This is a genomic window from Silvimonas sp., assembly GCF_031291215.1.
Lineage (GTDB): Bacteria > Pseudomonadota > Gammaproteobacteria > Burkholderiales > Chitinibacteraceae > Silvimonas > Silvimonas soli.
On record NZ_JARLJK010000119.1, the window covers coordinates 38,749 to 55,906 of the forward strand.

General features: G+C 58.4%; 19 protein-coding genes. 6 read left to right on the forward strand and 13 right to left on the reverse strand.

Annotated elements, in window-relative coordinates; genetic code table 11:
• The 7 genes from P4L78_RS12570 to ubiA form a co-directional block, all read right to left on the reverse strand.
• Window positions 1-546, reverse strand: coding sequence for an SH3 domain-containing protein (locus P4L78_RS12570; protein ID WP_309328405.1), 546 nt, complete (start codon window positions 544-546; stop codon window positions 1-3).
• Complete coding sequence (locus tag P4L78_RS12575; protein ID WP_309328406.1) at window positions 546-2,366, reverse strand: adenylate/guanylate cyclase domain-containing protein; 1,821 nt, start codon at window positions 2,364-2,366, stop codon at window positions 546-548. The genes P4L78_RS12570 and P4L78_RS12575 overlap by 1 nt, the downstream gene beginning before the upstream one ends.
• Before the next feature lie 98 nt (window positions 2,367-2,464).
• Window positions 2,465-3,298 carry an AraC family transcriptional regulator gene (locus P4L78_RS12580; protein ID WP_283150759.1) on the reverse strand — a complete coding sequence of 278 codons (834 nt, stop codon included), beginning with the start codon at window positions 3,296-3,298 and terminating at the stop codon, window positions 2,465-2,467.
• A gap of 82 nt (window positions 3,299-3,380) precedes the next feature.
• On the reverse strand, window positions 3,381-3,923 hold the full coding sequence (locus P4L78_RS12585) for a YbhB/YbcL family Raf kinase inhibitor-like protein (protein ID WP_283150758.1): 543 nt from the start codon (window positions 3,921-3,923) through the stop codon (window positions 3,381-3,383).
• Between the two features lie 187 nt (window positions 3,924-4,110).
• Window positions 4,111-4,842: a YebC/PmpR family DNA-binding transcriptional regulator gene (locus P4L78_RS12590; protein ID WP_283150757.1), complete on the reverse strand. Its 732-nt coding sequence runs from the start codon at window positions 4,840-4,842 to the stop codon at window positions 4,111-4,113.
• A gap of 89 nt (window positions 4,843-4,931) precedes the next feature.
• A complete protein-coding gene (locus tag P4L78_RS12595; protein ID WP_309328407.1) occupies window positions 4,932-5,762 on the reverse strand; it encodes a hypothetical protein in 831 nt (276 codons plus the stop codon).
• Between the two features lies 1 nt (window position 5,763).
• Complete coding sequence (gene ubiA, locus P4L78_RS12600) at window positions 5,764-6,639, reverse strand: 4-hydroxybenzoate octaprenyltransferase (RefSeq protein WP_309328408.1); 876 nt, start codon at window positions 6,637-6,639, stop codon at window positions 5,764-5,766.
• A 244-nt stretch (window positions 6,640-6,883) separates the two neighbouring features.
• Between ubiA and P4L78_RS12605 the strand changes: the two genes are divergently transcribed.
• A complete protein-coding gene (locus P4L78_RS12605; protein ID WP_309328409.1) occupies window positions 6,884-8,092 on the forward strand; it encodes a hypothetical protein in 1,209 nt (402 codons plus the stop codon).
• 83 nt (window positions 8,093-8,175) lie between these two features.
• Here the strand turns inward: P4L78_RS12605 and P4L78_RS12610 are convergent, their stop codons facing one another.
• A complete protein-coding gene (locus P4L78_RS12610) occupies window positions 8,176-8,733 on the reverse strand; it encodes a chorismate lyase (protein WP_309328410.1) in 558 nt (185 codons plus the stop codon).
• Between the two features lie 104 nt (window positions 8,734-8,837).
• Between P4L78_RS12610 and P4L78_RS12615 the strand changes: the two genes are divergently transcribed.
• From P4L78_RS12615 to bioH, 4 genes are all read left to right on the forward strand, one after another.
• Window positions 8,838-9,560: an AzlC family ABC transporter permease gene (locus P4L78_RS12615; RefSeq protein ID WP_283150752.1), complete on the forward strand. Its 723-nt coding sequence runs from the start codon at window positions 8,838-8,840 to the stop codon at window positions 9,558-9,560.
• Window positions 9,557-9,868 (forward strand): AzlD domain-containing protein, encoded by a 312-nt coding sequence (locus P4L78_RS12620; RefSeq protein ID WP_283150751.1) that lies wholly within the window; start codon window positions 9,557-9,559, stop codon window positions 9,866-9,868. The genes P4L78_RS12615 and P4L78_RS12620 overlap by 4 nt, the downstream gene beginning before the upstream one ends.
• A gap of 96 nt (window positions 9,869-9,964) precedes the next feature.
• Entirely contained in the window at window positions 9,965-11,125 is a 1,161-nt protein-coding gene (bioF, locus tag P4L78_RS12625) for an 8-amino-7-oxononanoate synthase (protein ID WP_309328411.1), read from the forward strand.
• Window positions 11,126-11,138: 13 nt separating this feature from the next.
• A complete protein-coding gene (gene bioH, locus P4L78_RS12630; RefSeq protein ID WP_283150749.1) occupies window positions 11,139-11,906 on the forward strand; it encodes a pimeloyl-ACP methyl ester esterase BioH in 768 nt (255 codons plus the stop codon).
• 30 nt (window positions 11,907-11,936) lie between these two features.
• Here the strand turns inward: bioH and P4L78_RS12635 are convergent, their stop codons facing one another.
• The 4 genes from P4L78_RS12635 to secB form a co-directional block, all read right to left on the reverse strand.
• Window positions 11,937-13,553, reverse strand: coding sequence for an inorganic phosphate transporter (locus P4L78_RS12635; RefSeq protein ID WP_283150748.1), 1,617 nt, complete (start codon window positions 13,551-13,553; stop codon window positions 11,937-11,939).
• A gap of 111 nt (window positions 13,554-13,664) precedes the next feature.
• Complete coding sequence (locus P4L78_RS12640; protein WP_283150747.1) at window positions 13,665-14,657, reverse strand: NAD(P)H-dependent glycerol-3-phosphate dehydrogenase; 993 nt, start codon at window positions 14,655-14,657, stop codon at window positions 13,665-13,667.
• Window positions 14,654-15,112, reverse strand: a complete 459-nt coding sequence (locus P4L78_RS12645; protein ID WP_283150746.1) for an SH3 domain-containing protein — start codon at window positions 15,110-15,112, stop codon at window positions 14,654-14,656. The genes P4L78_RS12640 and P4L78_RS12645 overlap by 4 nt, the downstream gene beginning before the upstream one ends.
• A complete protein-coding gene (gene secB / locus P4L78_RS12650) occupies window positions 15,087-15,566 on the reverse strand; it encodes a protein-export chaperone SecB (protein ID WP_283150745.1) in 480 nt (159 codons plus the stop codon). Before secB ends, P4L78_RS12645 begins: the two co-directional genes overlap by 26 nt.
• 440 nt (window positions 15,567-16,006) lie before the next feature.
• On the opposite strand from secB, the gene P4L78_RS12655 reads away from it, so the two are divergent.
• Entirely contained in the window at window positions 16,007-16,435 is a 429-nt protein-coding gene (locus tag P4L78_RS12655) for a hypothetical protein (RefSeq protein WP_309328412.1), read from the forward strand.
• A 102-nt stretch (window positions 16,436-16,537) separates the two neighbouring features.
• Here the strand turns inward: P4L78_RS12655 and grxC are convergent, their stop codons facing one another.
• Window positions 16,538-16,804: a glutaredoxin 3 gene (grxC, locus tag P4L78_RS12660; RefSeq protein ID WP_283150743.1), complete on the reverse strand. Its 267-nt coding sequence runs from the start codon at window positions 16,802-16,804 to the stop codon at window positions 16,538-16,540.
• Window positions 16,805-17,158: the final 354 nt, after the last annotated feature.

Here is a 17,158-nt window from a genome sequence, read left to right on the forward strand (position 1 = left end):
TCAGTTACCTCCGCGTGCTGGTGCATTGCCGGTGGTCGCTGCCGTGGTCGGGTCAATATACGGTACCGATTTGCTGGTCAGATTCGCCGCGCGGGCGGCTTGCGCGGCCTTGCTGCTGCTGACGGCGTAACCGTTGAGCTTGTTCAGTTCCTGCGGATTGGGGTGAGTGGAAGTCACCTCCGGGCTGGTCAGACCCTTCACCCCGGTAGTGACGGTCGTGCCGGATGAACCGGTGGTAATCACCTTGGCCAGCGTGCCCAGCGTGGAGCCGCTGCTGGCCGTGCCAGACGAAGTGCGCACATTCAGCAGCTTGACCCAGCCGCTCTGGCCAGATGTAGTTTTCACCTGCATCCATGCGCCCTGGCGGCCGGTAACTGTGACGCTACTGCCGACGGACACGCGAGTGACGGTGGCTGCATCCAGAAACGGTTTTTGTTTCAGATCGGATTGGCGAATCAGTGTGCCACTTTCGGCATGGACCAGCGCAGCGGTACATAGCAGCAGCACACTAAAGATTGAGCGATAACGGTTGACGGGTGTTTTCATTATTTTTCCTTGGGCTCGAACAACTGTACGGCTTGTTCACGGCCTTTGACGTGGTGACTTCCACAATCTACAAATCCGAACGCATCGCCGCACGCCTGACGGGTGGCGTCTGAAACCAGAATCCGGGCGATACCTTTGGTCTGGCTTTCAATGCGGCTGGCCAGATTCACGGTATCGCCAATCACTGTGTAATCCAGCCGTGACGGTGCGCCGATGAACCCTACCACTGCGGTGCCGGTGTGGATGCCGATACCGACATCAAACTCCGTATTCAGATGATTCAGTTCACTCAGTGTCTGTTTGAATGCCGCAAGTTCCGCAGCCATTTCCAGTGCGGCGGCGACGGCGTGACGGGCGTGGTCTGGATCATCAGTCGGTGCACCCCAGAATGCCATGATGCAGTCGCCAATGAATTTATCCAGCGTGCCACCGTGCTTGAAAATGACGGCGACCTGGCGGGTGAAGTAGCGGTTGAGCAAATCGACCACAAATTCTGGCGGGTGCGCCTCGGACAAACTGGTAAAGCCGCGAATATCCGAAAACAGCACGGTAATCTGCTGGCTGTGGGCACGCTGGCCCACGGCCAGATCAGCGCTATCGACCAGCGACCGGGCCACGCGCGGGTCCAGAAAGCGTCCAAACATCTGCATGGCGCGCTCGCGGCGGCGCTTTTCAGATAACCAGGCTTGCAATGCGCACAGCCAATAGCAGAGCCAGCCCCAAGCCAGCGGGCCATACAGCGGAAGTAGCCAGTTTTGCCCGAGCGCCAGCCAGCCAGCAACAACGCTCAGAACGCTGGTGATGATCAGTGTCACGCCTAGCCAAAGCATGTTGATACCGCGCCAGAAACCGAGCACCAGCAAGCCGCACAAAGCCAGCGCCCACAAGCCGAACCAGACGTGGTGCGGTCTACGCAGCCAGTCGCCATGCTGCAGGTTGTCGATGGCGGTGGCGAGAATCTCTACGCCGGGATACGCGGCCGCAATGGGCGTCGGGCGCAAGTCTTGCAGACCAGGCGCGGCGGTGCCGATCAGGATGATCTTGCCGGCAAATTCATTGCTGGCGCGCTTGGGGTGTTCGCTGTTGAAATCCAGATAAAAGTCGCTAAAGCTGATTCGCCGATGTGGCGCTGTCCAGTTCAGCGTGATGCGATCTTGCGGCGGGATTTGCCAATGCTGATCTGCTGCCAGTTGCCCGGCCAGCGCAGGAATCTGCCAGCCTTCGAAGTTGCGGCGCAGCAAGTAGTTGCGGCCAACGCCGTCATTATCAGCCAGAAAATTGATCAGCCCGCCACGCCAGGTTTCTTGCGGCATGGCCCACGGCAGCAATAGCGGCAAGCTGACATTCAGATTGGCCGTTGGCGTTTTGATCAGGCCAAGAGAAGGCGGCAGGTTACGCAACAACGGGCCTGTGCCATCAGCCAGTTGCACGCTGGGCAGATACAACACGTCGGCATGTTGACGCGCCGTGTCCTGAAATAGTTTGTCGCTGTCGGCGCGAAAGGTATCGGGCTCGTTGAACATCAAATCGAACACCACGGCTTTGGGCTGTTGCCGGGCTAGCGCATCCAGCAATTCGGCATGCATGGCACGCGGCCACGGCCAGCTACCGGCTTCGTCTATCAGTGCGGTCAGGCTTTTCTGGTCGATATCAATGATGACGATATCGGCAGATGGCGCGTGCAGCGGCGCGTGACGGGCCAGTAAACGGTCGTTCACCCAATGATCCACTGGTCGGGTCAACCGCCAGCCGCCGTAGTCGGCTGCGATCAGCGCCGTCAGAAAAACCAGAATAAAAACAAAAGCAGAGCGTTGCGGCATGAGCGCAGCCAGAAAAGGTCTTGCGCAGGTTTATAGCATGAGGCTGTGGTTTGCCCAATTGCAGCGCTCGCAATCAGTGGCAGGATTTATCGCAATCTTTATGCGATGACAGCGCCCGTGGCAAAAGTCCGTTGATGGCCGCGAATTGCCGTCGGTGCAAAGCCAAAGCGTTTGCGAAAACGAATGGCAAAGCGCGAAGGCGATTCGTAACCGGCATCGAGCGCAATCTGTGACACCGGGCGATCGGTTGATTGCAGCAAGGTCAGCGCATAAGACATGCGCACATCAATCAGTAACTCGCTCAATGACATGCCCTCGCCAGCCAGTCTGCGCCGCAGAGTGGCTTCACTCATGGCCAATTGCGCTGCCAGGGCTGGCCCGTTCCACGCATCAGCGGGCGCAGCGGCGATCAGACCGCGGATGCGGCTATGCAAAGTGACCGGCGTGCCAGGCCGAAAATGCACGCCTTGCCCAGCCAGCCAGAGCAGCATTTCGGTCAGTCGATGCCGGGCGATGGCATCGGGTACATTGTGGGCGTCACTCAAGGCGGCCAGCGCGCCGTCATAAGCCAGATTGAATGCCGCTGGCAGTGTCCCGATTGGCAAAACATCCCGCACGTAATCGCGGGCATGACCGTAATCGGCTGCGTATTGTTCGATTAACTCCGGTTGCCAATTCAACCAGACCGATTCGTAAACACCCTCATGCGGGCGCAGATTGGTGACGTCGAGTACTTGTCCTGCGGCAATGGCGACCGCTTCACCTTGCTTGATCAGGCATTCGCGCCCTTGCCAGCGCAAAATCTTGGAACCCTGGCGCACCATGATCAGCACCGCATGATCCATGGGCATGCGCACCATCTCCTGCTCCCCATGCTGCAGGATACGGGCGGTGGCGCCAATGCCGGGGCGGGCAAAAATCGTGCGGCTCATGCGGATTCCAGAACGGGTTGGCAAACGCGCCGCCAGTTCAGTGTGATCTGGCGGCGCGGGCGAACAAGGCGGTCTTCCAGTGTTAACGCCCGAAGCGGGCTGTCATTGTGGCTTTACCCAGCGTCTGAAAATGGGCGGTAAAGCCGGTCACTGCCGGAGTGGCCTGCGGGTCGATATCCAGTTTATCGACTTTCAGGGCGATCACGGAAATCTGATAACGGTGAGTCTCGCCGGTGGGCGGGCAGGGGCCGAGATAACCTGGCTTGCCGGTGTCATTGCTGATCTGCAGCGTGCCTGCTGGCAACTGGTTGCTGTCGTTCCCCGCACCGCGCGGCAGCGATTGCGTGTTGGCTGGCACGTTGGCCAGTATCCAATGCCAGAAGCCAGAACCGGTCGGCGCATCCGGATCGTACATGGTGATCAGAAAACTTTTGGTGCCTGCCGGGGCACCGCTCCAGGCAATTTGGGGTGAGACATTGCCGCCCTGGCAACCGAAGCCGTTGGCGATTTGGGTCTGGTTGAATACGCCGGTTTTGAGGTCGTCGCTATGGACTTCAAAATCCGCTGCAAAAGCGCTGCCCATGGCGCTGAAGAAAAACACAAACGGCACAATACGCTTGAACATGACAGGCTCCTCGCCGATGGATTGAACACGCATCCAGTATCAACCGCCGCGATCCTGGGCTTGGTTCTGCTGTCGTCAATTTTGGTGCCGATTCGATCAATTCACGCCTTTTCTACCCACGGTGGGCATGAAAAAGCCCGCATTTTGATCGGCGCGGGCTTCGGGGTTGTCGAAAGGACAGACTGGCTTACTCTTCCTCATCCATGACGGCGGTGGTGTACACCTCTTGCACGTCATCCAGGCTTTCCAGCGCATCAATCAGTTTTTGCATCTTGATGCTGTCGTCGCCGGTCAATTCGGTTTCGGCCTGCGGCTTCATCGACACTTCGCCGATCTCGGCCTTGAAGCCAGCGGCTTCCAGTGTTTCCTTGATGCCAACAAACTCGTACGGCGGGGTGATGACTTCAATCGAGCCGTCTTCGTTGGTGACCACGTCTTCGGCGCCTGCTTCCAGCGCCGCTTCCATCAGTGCGTCTTCGTTCGTACCCGGCGCGTAGATCAGATAACCGCAATGCTTGAACTGGAATGCCACACAGCCATCCGAACCCATATTGCCGCCGTACTTGGCAAAAGCATGACGCACATCGGCCACGGTCCGCACTTTGTTGTCAGTCAGGCAATCGACCATCACCGCCGCGCCGCCAATGCCATAGCCTTCGTAGCGGGTTTCGGCGTAATCCACGCCTTCCAGATTACCCGTGCCCCGATCCACTGCGCGCTGGATGTTGTCCTTGGGCATATTTGCCGCCAGACCCTTGTCGATAGCCAGACGCAGGCGCGGGTTCATGTTGGCATCACCTCCGCCCATTTTGGCGGCAACGGTGATTTCCTTGATCAGTCGCGTGAAAACCTGGCCGCGCTTGGCGTCCTGGCGGCCTTTACGGTGTTGAATATTCGCCCATTTGCTATGGCCGGCCATGATGCAGGTTCCTGAATTCGGTTAATAGAATAGCCGGGGATTTTAGCACAGGGGCTATCGGGCAAGACAGGCGGACAAATGCCCGCAGTTCATAACCAGTGGCACAAACGCCCAAAGCCATATGACATCAACCCGCTCACGACGACCAGCGCCGCCGCGCGGTGGCGACCGGAGAGCCAAATGATTGCGCTGCTCCACACCACACACAACGCCAGTCCTGCCAGCAGGGGCAACCAGCCAAACGCCAGCGTCACCGGCAACAGAACGGTGAGCCAGGCGCGCAAAGCGACCAGCAGATGTTCACGGCGGCCAGGTGTGGGCGGCGGCAGATTGGGCAACAGGGTATTAAGCGCGGGCAGGGCCAGTACCGGGTCGGTGTGCAATTGGGTGATCAGTTGCCCGGCCTGTTGAACAGATATCCCGACCGCGACCAGCATGGCTTGCAAGCCCACTACGTCTTCCGGACCCGCTTCTTCATCCAGCACTTCATCGTCGTTAATGGGCTCTGCAATGGCGGGCGGCTGGATTTGCCGCAACACCGCCCCGGCTTGCCATACGCTGCCCAGAAACACGCCTAGCCACAGTACAAAAGTAATGGTGGCGGGCAAGCGCTGAAACCCGGCCAGCAGCAATGGCAAGGTGGCGGTAAACAGGGCGGCGTCTTGCAACGTCTGCCGTGAGCGCCGTTGCAAGGTCTGGACTTGCGGCGCATACAGCGCGGTCCCATCGACACCGCTTTGCTGCAACAGTCGCCAACACACCGCTGGCCCGAAACGGCGTAGCAAAGCCAGACCGAAGCGGCTGGATGCCTGCCCTGCCTTGGGGTACAGCGCGGCGATTTCCAGCCAGTACCACTGGCGCGGGGTGCCGGATTCCAGATCAGAAAGAGTCAGCGCAACCTGGCGCGGATCAAGACGCAATTCAGTGCAACCAGTAGTCGAGCACCAGACTCACAAAGATCACTGCGCCGATATGGTTGTTATTGAGGAAAGCCTTGAAGCATTTTTGTGGGTCGCGCTCGCGGATCAAGCGGTATTGATCGAACAGCATCAGCGCCAGGGCCAACGCCAGACCGGCCAGATACACAGCGCCGCGCCCCGTCAGCCAGCCGCCCGCCGCCATCAGGCCCAGAAAGGCAAAGTGACACAGCATGATCGCGGCCACATCAAACCGGCCAAAGGTTATGGCGGAGGTCTTGATGCCGATTTTCAGATCGTCGGCGCGGTCGGTCATGGCGTAGGCGGTGTCGTAGGCCACGCTCCAGAACACGTTGGCCAGCAACAGCAACCAGGCCAGCGGCGGCAGGCTGTTGGTGAGCGCGGCAAACGCCATGGGAATGCCAAAGCCGAAGGCAATGCCCAGATAAGCCTGCGGAATCGCCAGAAAACGCTTGGTAAACGGATAGCTCGCCGCGACAAAAACCGCAGGCAGCGACATCCATTTGGTCAACGCGTTCAGCGGCAGAATCAGCGCAAACGCCAGTAGCGCCAGGATCGTGGCCAGCCACAGCGCCTCTCGCGTGCTGACCAGCCCTGCGGCCATGGGCCGGTTTTTGGTGCGCTCGACATGGCCGTCGAAGTCGCGGTCGGCGTAGTCGTTGATCACACAACCGGCCGAACGCATCAGCACGGTACCGATGATAAAGATGATTACCACCAGCACATCGGGCTTGCCGGCACCGGCAAACCACAAGCCCCACAAGGTCGGCCACATCAGCAGCAGGCTGCCGATAGGTTTATCCATGCGGGTGAGTTTGAGATACAGCGTCAGGCGCGACGGTTTAGCGGTAGTGGTCATGTTTTTTCATAGCGCAGTTTTGAGTGCGCAGTGTGCCGCAAAGCGGGCGTGGCTGAAAAGGCCGGTGCAATGTGTCAGCCAGATACAAACGCGTTGTATTCCGTTGCCCGGATCAAGCGTTAAAGCTCCAGCCCGCGCGCTACGCGTGCGGAACAGACAAAACCAGCGTGATCTGGCCGGTCCGGTTCCCCCGATGACCGCCTGCTTATGCTGACTAACCATCCATGAATGGAATCCGCTCATCGTGAACAAGTTTTATAGCTGGGGCGCTGCCCTGGGCGCCTGTATTGCATTGGCTGCCTGCAACGGTACTTCCTCTTCTTCTTCGCCCTCTGCCCCAAGCGGCTTTAGTGTGACCGCTGCCGATGGCGCCGCCATCGTGACCTGGAACCAGCAATCGGGCCTGAGCTATTGGTTGTTTGGCGCGATGACCAGCAATCTAACGGTGAGTAACGTGCTGGATCAGCCGCACAACATGATTCTGTCTGGCGTGAGTTCGCCCTACGTGGTGGCCAGCTTGACGAACGGCAGTGCCTATTCGTTCCTGATGAATGCGACCAAAGACAGTGGCCCGGCGGGTTCGGCCACCGCTGCGGTCACGGTGGTACCGCAAGCGTCGGGCTATACCTGGCTGAATGGCAACGCCTTCTCGGCGGGCAATCAGTATGGGCAAGCTTGGGGGACTAACCTGTATGCAGCGGTTGGTGCGGGCGGTGCGATCAATACCAGCCCGGATGGCATCAACTGGACGGCGCGCAGTTCTGGCACGGCCAATGATTTGTACGCGGCAACCTATACCACCGCTTTGGCCGATGTATTTGTGGCCGTCGGCGCCAACGGTGCCATTGTGACCAGCCCGGATGCCGCCACCTGGACTGTGCAAGCGTCCGGTACCGCAGCCAATTTGCGAGCCATTTCGTTCAATGGCACCTACTACGTGGCCGTGGGTGATAACGGTGCGGTGCTGACTTCCACTAACGCCTATACCTGGACGATTCAACCCGCACCAACGACTGCCAATCTTTATGGCATTACTTATGACAGCACCAACAGCACCTTCTACGCGGTGGGTTCTGGCGGCGTGATCTTGTCCAGTACCGATGGTTGGCAGTGGACGCTGGTGACATCCAATACCACCAACGATCTGTACAGCATTGCCTTTGGTAATGCCTTGTTCGTGGCAGTGGGCGCGAACGGTACCATCATGCAAAGCGCGGATGGCGTGACTTGGGCACAGCAATCGTCGCCGACCAATCAGAACCTGTATTCGGTGGTGTATGGCTCACAATTTGCTGCGGCGGGTGCAGGTGGTGTAACGCTGAATGGCACTCCCGCTGGCACGGCCTGGACGGCTTCCAGTTCGGGCACCAGTCAGGATTTGCATTCGCTCAGCTTTGATTTCTATCGCTTGCTGGCGCTGGGCAATGCCGGTACCAATGTGATCTCGTATTAAGGCGATATCGGCGGTTTTTTTGGCCGACCATGAAAAACCCCGGCGGGATACCTGGCCGGGGTTTTTTATCGAGAGCGTGGCGGTTAGCCCGGTGTGCGAGGGTTTGCCGAGGGCACGGCAAAAGCCGGAGGCAAAAATACTTCTGTTACCAGCAGCAGATCATTGCCGGTCGCAAACAATGAGCGCCGCGCCCACAAGCGTGGTGGCATCGGGCCGACTGCAGCCTGGGCTTGTTGCCACAATGGATGACGGCGATCCACCCGGCGCCAAGCCAGTGGGCTGCGCCGGATGGTGGGGTCAGCAAACAACATTGAACCGAGCGAACGGTTGCCGATACCGCGCAGTCGTCGAAAACCACGGCGAGTGGCGGCGCGAGTGGCCACACTATGGGCGTAGACCAGCGGCAGATCGCCACTCATCAACACCACATCGCGGGTAATGGCTTTTTGCTGGCGCTGGATTTTCAGACTACGTAGTTCGTCGTGGTGCACGGAGCGGGGCATCTGGCGCAATACGCGAACATGAAACCCTGGAAAGTGCGCCACCAACCGCGCGGTCAGTGAGCCGCGTTCGGTCAACCAGGGTTTGAGCGAGCGCGGTGCAATGCATAAGGGGTGATACCAGCGGGATTGGTGGGGCATGGATCGTGGGGGTGACTTACCGGTGCGTAATTATGCACTGTTTATACAAGAGTTCGGCGCAACTGTGGCGAGGCAAGCGCGGGAGCCTCGTTTATCATATGGCCATGAACGCGAAATCCCCTGATACCTCTCTCGCGCCGGCCGCCGGATTCTGGCAGGCCGCCCGCGATACCATTCCCATGCTGGTCGGCGCCGCACCCTTCGGGGTGATCTTTGGCACGCTGGCCTCTACTGCCGGTTTGCCGCCGTGGGCGACTGTTTTGATGTCGTTGCTGGTGTACGGTGGCTCTAGCCAGTTTGTGGCTGTCACTTTGCTGGCCAGCGGCGCGTCGAGCCTGGTGATTATCGCCACCACCTTGATCGTCAACCTGCGCCACGCCCTTTACAGTGCCACGTTGCTGCCGCATATCAGTGCGCTGCCCAAGCGCTGGCGCGCATTGCTGGCGTGGTTTCTGACCGATGAAACCTTTGCCATCGTGTATCACAAAGTCGATAGCGGCGAGCCATTGCGCATTGGCCCGTATTACCTCGGTTCGGCGATGGCCATGTATTGCAACTGGCAGTTCTGGACCATCGTCGGCATTTTGATTGGCCGCAGTGTTCCCGGTATTGCCAACTGGGGACTGGAGTTTGCCATGGTGGCGACCTTCGTCGGCATTGTGGTGCCCTTGCTCAAAAGCCGCGCACAGGTGGCTGCGGCACTCAGCGCGGGTGCGGTGGCGCTGCTGGCAAACGGGCTGCCCTACAAGCTGGGACTAATGGCCGCCGCCTTTGCCGGCATCGTCGCGGGCATGAGCGTAGCCAGCATGGAGTCACCTAAAAAATGATGAATATCCTGTTATTGATTCTGGGTATGGCCGCAGTAACTTATCCGGTGCGTGCCGGACTGTGGCTGGGTAAAGGGCATATCCCGGCCCGCGTGAAAGAGGCGCTGGCGTTTGTGCCCACCGCCGTACTCACCGCCATCGTGGTGCCGATTGTGCTGCTCAAAGACGAGCACCTTTATCTGGACTGGCATAACGCGCAATTGGTGGGCGCGTTGGTGACTGGTTTGATCGTCTGGCGCACCCGGCATTTGCTGGCAGGCATTGGTGGCGGATTGATCGTGTTTGCGGCGTGGCACTGGATCATTTAACCAGCGCTGCTGGTCCCGCCGGATTCCTGCACTATCCCGTTTACAATGAGTGCCTTGGCGCAGCGTGCTGCGCATCTGATCCCGAGATCATCCGTTATGCCTTTTTCCCAACTCGAAGCCGATCTGGCTGCCCGCCGTGCCGCGCATCTGTATCGGCGGCGCCCGATTGTAACCAGCGCGCAAGGCCCGTACGTTGAGGTTGATGGCCAGCGGCTGGCCAATTTTTGTAGCAACGATTATCTCGGACTGGCCAATCATCCGCAGATTATTGCGGCCGCCATGGCCGGAGCGCAGCGCTGGGGCGTGGGTAGCGGGGCGTCCCATCTGGTATGTGGGCACCAGAGCGCGCATGAAGAATGCGAACACAAACTGGCGGCGTTTGTCGGTAAACCGGCCGCGTTGACGTTTGCCACGGGTTACCTGGGCAATCTGGGTGTGATCACTGGCCTGGTAGGGCGTGAAGACGCCGTATTTGCCGACAAGCTCAATCATGCGTCACTCAACGACGCCTGCTTGTTATCTCGCGCGGCATTCAAACGCTATCCGCACAATGACCTGGCTGCGCTGGAACACTTGCTGGCTACCACCACTGCCCGACGCAAGCTGATTGTGGTCGACGCCGTGTTCAGCATGGATGGCGATTGCGCGCCGCTGGCAGATTTGCTGGCACTGGCCGAACAGTTTGACGCGTGGTTGTTTGTGGATGACGCGCACGGCTTTGGCGTATTGGGTGACGGGCACGGCTCACTGGCAGAGGCGGCTATCGATTCGCCGCGCATTATCTATCTGGCTACTTTGGGCAAAGCGGCGGGCGTGGCCGGGGCGTTTGTCGCGGCCGAACAAGTGGTGATCGACTATTTGATCAACATGGCAGGCCCATATATCTACACCACGGCGGCACCCGCATTAATTGCCGAGGCGGTGAGCGCCAGTCTGGACGTGATCTCTTCTGAGAACTGGCGGCGTGAGCGTCTGACCGGGCACATCCAGTTACTGCGTAATGCGCTGGCCGATGCGGGTCATCCGCTGATGCCTTCGACTACGCCGATCCAGCCACTGGCGATGCCAGACAGCGAATCGGCGCTCGCCTTGTCTGCCGCGTTACGACAACGCGGGCACTGGGTGGCGGCGATCCGGCCACCCACCGTGCCGACGCCGCGCTTGCGTATCACCTTGTCGGCGGCGCATGAAACCGCTGATGTCGAACACCTGATCGCAGATTTGTGTGAGTTGCTGGCGCAGTCGGCCAGTAACTGAAACGGAGTAACTCTTGAGTCTTTATTTTGATAGCGTCGGCCACGGCGACGACGTGGTGTTTCTGCATGGCTGGGCCATGAACGGCATGGTGTTCAAGCGTGTGGCAGAAAAGCTGGCAGATGATTTCACCTGCCATCTGGCTGATCTGCCAGGTTGCGGCGCCAGTGCGATGGTTGAACCGTACTCGCTGGAGCGCATTGTTCAGGCCATTGACGAGACTTTTCCGTGGCCGGTGCATGTGGTGGGCTGGTCGCTGGGCGGCGCTGCAGCGGCGAGCTGGGCATTGGCCCGACCTGAGAAAATCCGCTCGCTCACCTTGGTGGCTTCATCGCCCAGCTTTGCCCAACGCCCGGATTGGCCCGGTGCCACGCCGATGCCGGTGTTGCAGCAATTTACCGATAATCTTTCCGGCGACTGGAAAGGCACACTCAAACGCTTTATTTCGCTGCAAACCATGGGTGGTGGCGAGGCGCGGGCCATTGCCCGTGAACTGGTGGACGACCTCTTCAGCCATGGCGAGCCAGACAGTGCGGCGCTCAAAGCCGGGCTGGAAATCTTGCGGGATACCGATTTGCGCAACAAAGTGGGCGCGCTGGATTTACCGGTGCTGCTGCAATACGGGGATCGCGACGCCATGACGCCACTCAGCGCCGGACAATGGCTGCAGCAAACCATCAAAGGTGCGCAGCTGCATACCTATCGCGGGGCGGCGCATGTGCCGTTTCTCTCGCATCTGGACGAGTTCGTCACGGCACAGCGCGCCTTTCTGCGGTCGGTTTAACTCAACCGCAGAGCAGGGGAAGGCTACTACTCAGTGCGCAAAGCGGCTGAACAACCAGTACAGCGATCCAGACAACAGCATCGCCACTGGTAGTGTAAGCACCCAGGCCATCAACAAATTGCGCACCGTCGACATCTGCAGGCCGGAGTGATTGGCCGCCATCGTGCCCGCCACGCCGGAGGACAACACGTGTGTGGTGCTGACCGGCAAACCATAGGCATCGGCTGCGCCAATGGTCATCATCGCCACCAGTTCGGCACTGGCACCTTGGGCGTAGGTGAGGTGGGTCTTGCCAATCTTCTCGCCCACAGTGACCACAATGCGTTTCCAACCCACCAGCGTACCCAGGCCCAAGGCAATCGCCACGGCCACTTTTACCCAGGTCGGGATGAACTTGGTCGCGCTATCCAGCGATTTGCGATAGTTGGTCAGCACGGCCTTGTCGGCAGCGTTGATCGGGCTGTTGTCGTCTTTGAGCAGCACACGCAAGGCTTCCGAGTTCAGATATATGTCATTGCGCACGTTCTGCACCACGTTATGCGGCACTTGCTGCAGATTATCGTATTGGCCAATCTGTGCGGAAACAGCGTCGGAGAGTGCGGCTACGGATGCTGCGGTATCCGGCTGGATTTTGTGGGATTGCACAAAGGTTTCAACGGAATTGCGGAAATTCGCCGCTGCAGGTGCCTGGGCATAACGGCTCAGCGTGTGCGACGCTTGTTGTGACACTGCTTCAAAAGTCAGCACGTCTTTTGTCGGCATGGCGCGGTTCAAGGCGTAGGTAGTCGGCAAGATGCCGATCAGGATCAGCATGATCAGGCCCATGCCTTTCTGGCCATCGTTGGAGCCGTGCGCAAAACTTACCCCGGTACAAGTCAGCACCAGCAGGCCACGAATCCACCACGGCGGTGCTTTGCCATTTTTCGGTTCCTGGTACAGTGCAGGCACTTTAACCAGCTTTTTGAGGATGATCAGCAGCAGGGCCGAGCAGGCAAAGCCAACCAGGGGCGACAGCAACAACGACTTGCCGACGTTCAGTGCCTGACCCCAATCCACGCCACTGGTATGTGCCGCGCCCGAGGCCATTAACTGATTAGCCAGACCCACACCAATAATCGAGCCGATCAGGGTGTGCGAGCTGGATGCGGGTAGGCCGAGCGCCCAAGTGCCCAGATTCCAGATGATGGAGGCCAGCAGCAGTGCAAACACCATGGCAAAGCCCGCGTTGCTACCGACGTGCAAAATCAACTCAACCGGCAGCAACGAGATAATCCCGAAAGCCACCGCGCCGCTCGAGAGCAGCACCCCCAGAAAGTTGAAGAAGCCAGACCAGACCACCGCAAAAGTGGCAGGTAGAGTGTTGGTGTAGATGACGGTAGCGACGGCGTTGGCGGTATCGTGAAAGCCGTTGACGAATTCAAAGCCCAGCGCGATCAACAGTGCCAAGCCTAACAAGCCATACGGCAGCCAGCTGGCCAGCGGCGCGGCAGTGGTGTCGATGTCATTGACCAGGCTGACCGTGGTGAAAGCCAGGCCCGCTACCAGAAGAACCAGAAATAACAGAACTGCAAACGGGCCATTCTTTTTTTCGAGCTGAAGGCGGCCGCTGCCAGCCAGAGCGGCATCAGCGGTGGTAGCGTCTGACATGGTAGTTCTCCGGGGTAGAATAACCCCCTGAAACTACTCACGATTTGTTGCAAGTTGATGATGCTGGCATGACGGTCGGCTGATGGTTATGTTCAGCTACAAAAAACGGCCTTAAAGGCCGTTTTCCATGCGTGGAGCGCGTTCCATCAACGTACTGAGCACTTCCTTGACCTGCGCATTTTCAAACAGCAAACGGCAAACGCCTTCGGTAATCGGCATATCGACCCCGAGTGCTTGCGCCTGTTTGAGAACTTCGCGTGCTGCCGGAACGCCTTCTGCCACGTGCCCCAGGTTTTTCAGGACATCATCCAGCTTGAGGCCTTGCGCCAGCATCAAACCGACACGCCGGTTGCGCGAGAGATCGCCGGTGGCAGTCAGTAACAGATCGCCAATGCCCGCCAGTCCCATAAAGGTTTCTGGCTTTGCACCCAAGGCCGCGCCAAAACGGGCCATTTCAACCAGCCCGCGAGTCAGCAACGCAGCGCGTGCGTTCAGGCCCAGCGACAGGCCGTCACAAATCCCGGCGGCAATGGCCAGCACGTTTTTGACTGCGGCGCCGATTTCCACCCCGATCAAGTCATCGCTGGCATACAGTCGCAACACGCTGGTATTCAGGGCGTTGACCGTATTCTGGGCAAAGGCTTTGTCGGTCGAGGCAATGGTGACAGCCGCAGGTTGGCCTTTGGCAACTTCTTGCGCAAAGCTGGGCCCGGATAACATGCCGCGCGGCACGTCGGCGGCCATTTCTTCCTCGGCAACCTGATGCGGGAACTTCATCGTCCCGGCTTCCAGACCTTTGCAAGCCCACAGCACCGGCGCGCGATGATCCAGTGTGCGCAAGGCTTTGAGCGTGGGTCGCAAGCCGGAAAGTGGCGTAACCACCAGCACCAGATCAGCTGCGCTGACTGCGAGGCCAAAATCGGCCTGAATGCTCAGGTTGTCGGGGAAAATGATGCCCGGCAGATAGCGCGGGTTGCTGCGGGCAGCGGACATCTCTGCGGCCTGGTCGACGTCGCGCGACCAAAGCACCACCTGATGCTGCTCTGCAAAGCGGATAGCCAGTGCGGTGCCCCAGGCACCTGCACCTAAAACTGCTAACTTCATGCGCCCCAAACCTCTTCGATCCGGACATAACCGATGACGCCATCACGATGTTTGACCTTGAGCCAGCCCGCGTGATTGTTCTCGAGTAGTTCCAGCAAGACATCTTTGTCGGCGTGCAACAAGACGGGTGAATCGGCATCTGCACGCTGGCGGACATCCAGCGTTTTTACTGTCTGAACAAAATGCCGGGTAGAGAGATCTGCCTTGTGTACCCAAGCCAGCAAGCCATCCCGATCCCGCACACGTACCCAGGTGTCGGTTTCCGATAAGGCTTCGAGGGGAGTATCGCGGCTGACCACGAACAGCTTTTTACTGTTGTCCTGCGGTGCCTGGTAAAGCACCACGCCATGACGGGCAACCGAACGGATATCGAGCGCGTGTACCGCACTGCTGGCAATGGCTGCCAGCAGTGCGGTAATCCACAACGCCTTAGTGGGTTGTAGGTGTTTCGGCATTGTCTTGTGCGGCAGCTTGCTGAGCGCGTTGTTGCAGATAGATTGCTTCAAAATTGATCGGCTGCAGCAAGAATGGCATGAAGCCGGCACGAGTGGTCAGATCCGACACCGCTTCACGCAGGTACGGGAACAGGATGCTCGGGCAACCAATGCCCAGCAGCGGATCAAGTTCTTCTGCCGGAATGTTTTCAATGCTGAACAGACCAGCCTGGGTGATCTCAACCAGGAACAGGGTCTTGTCGCCAACCTTGGCTTGCACGGTGCTGGTCAGCGAGGCTTCGTAAAAGCCGTTATCAAAGCTGGTCGCCTGATTGCGGAACTGTACGTTGAATTCCGGCTGTTCTTGCTCCATGAAGCTTTGCGGGCTGTTGGGCGATTCCAGCGAAACATCTTTTACGTACACTTTCTGAATTGCGAAGACCGGTTGCTTCGCTTCTTGATTCTCTTCGCTCATCGCGATTCCCTTCCTTGGTATTGCGCTGGTTGGCGCCACTCGTTCAAATCATTCGAAATCAAAATACATATATGTATAGATACCTGTGCGAGCGCACCCGCGGGCGAAATCATCGCACGAATCGCTACAACATGCACCGGGTGTAGTGGGGGCATTGGGCAGCAATTCGGCGAGACGGATCAGCGCGCCGCCCGTTGGCATGACAAGTGGTTGGTTCCTCGCCATGTCTGGAGGTTCCCTATTGGCAATGAACGGCCAATGTTGGTGTGATCCATGCAATTGGTTACAGGCTCAGGCCCATCCCAGGGTCAACCCGACGCTACGGCTGGCGTTGATTGTGTCGCAATGTCGCGTAATGGCGGGCGGCTTATATATAAGAACTCGCCGCCCGAGCGACTGCGCCTATACAACAATTGAAAGTAGCGAGGAGTGTTTTCTATATGAAGTCGACAGCAGGTTCGGTCATTAAGGGCAATCGCATGGGTCAGGTACTGACAATGGCGGTTGTCGCTGCATGTATTCAGGGGGCGTTTTCTGGCTGTGCCACGCATGAGAAGGTCGTGGTGCGAGAGACAGTTGTCGCCCAGCCTGTTGTGCACAAAATGCCTGCGCCTATTCGCGAAGATCAAGGGCGCTCGCCTGGCGCGGACTGGAACTGGGTGCCTGGCCACTGGAAATGGGAAGGCAATAACTGGTTCTGGGTTCATGGTCGCTGGATAGAACAAGCTGTAGCGCCGATGCCGCCAATCATCGTTGAACAGATTACTGTTGCGCCGTCACCGCGCCATTATTGGGTGCCGGGCCATTGGGTGTGGCAATACAACGGCCATGGTGGCTGGGTCTGGATCAAGGGCTCCTGGCACGTGTGAGTTGGGCGCCTCCTGACCAAAGAGCGTGTGCAACACGTTATATAAAGACAAACCCCGCAACTGCGGGGTTTGTCTTTATATATGCACATATATATATGCGTGCTATGTCGGCTCGCCGGCCAGTAACGGCATCAGCCCGCCAGCGCGATCCAGCGCAGCCAGATCGTCATAACCGCCTACGTGAGTCTCACCGATATAAATTTGCGGCACGGTGCGCCGACCGGTGCGGGACATCATCTCTTCTTTGCGACCTGCTTCCAGATCAACCCGAACCTTCTCGATCTCGGTGACTCCGCGCTGGCCGAGTAAACGTTCTGCCATTACGCAGTAAGGGCACACTCCGGTGCTGTACATCAGGACTTTAGGCATCGACTGAACAACCTTATCTATATATATGATATGTGCGCAGAAACGCGCGAATTCGGGCGAAAAACGCCCCACATGACACAGATTATGAGGGTGGAATCGGGTGTAACAAGAGGGGGTTTAGGGCGGGGAATAAAAGTTTTTGCGAAAGATTGCTTGCCGATCAGTCACTTGGCGGGAAAATTGCAGAAATTGCGGGGGAAGGTGTTGACGGGTTCCGGTCTGGTCCGTATAGTTCGGTTTCTCCGCTGCAGACACAACAGCGAAACGGCGAAAACGAAGAGTTTAGCAGGGTTTCCGGGTCTGGTGGCAAACGATCTTTAACAAATTACAGCCGATGAGTGTGAGTGCTTGGGA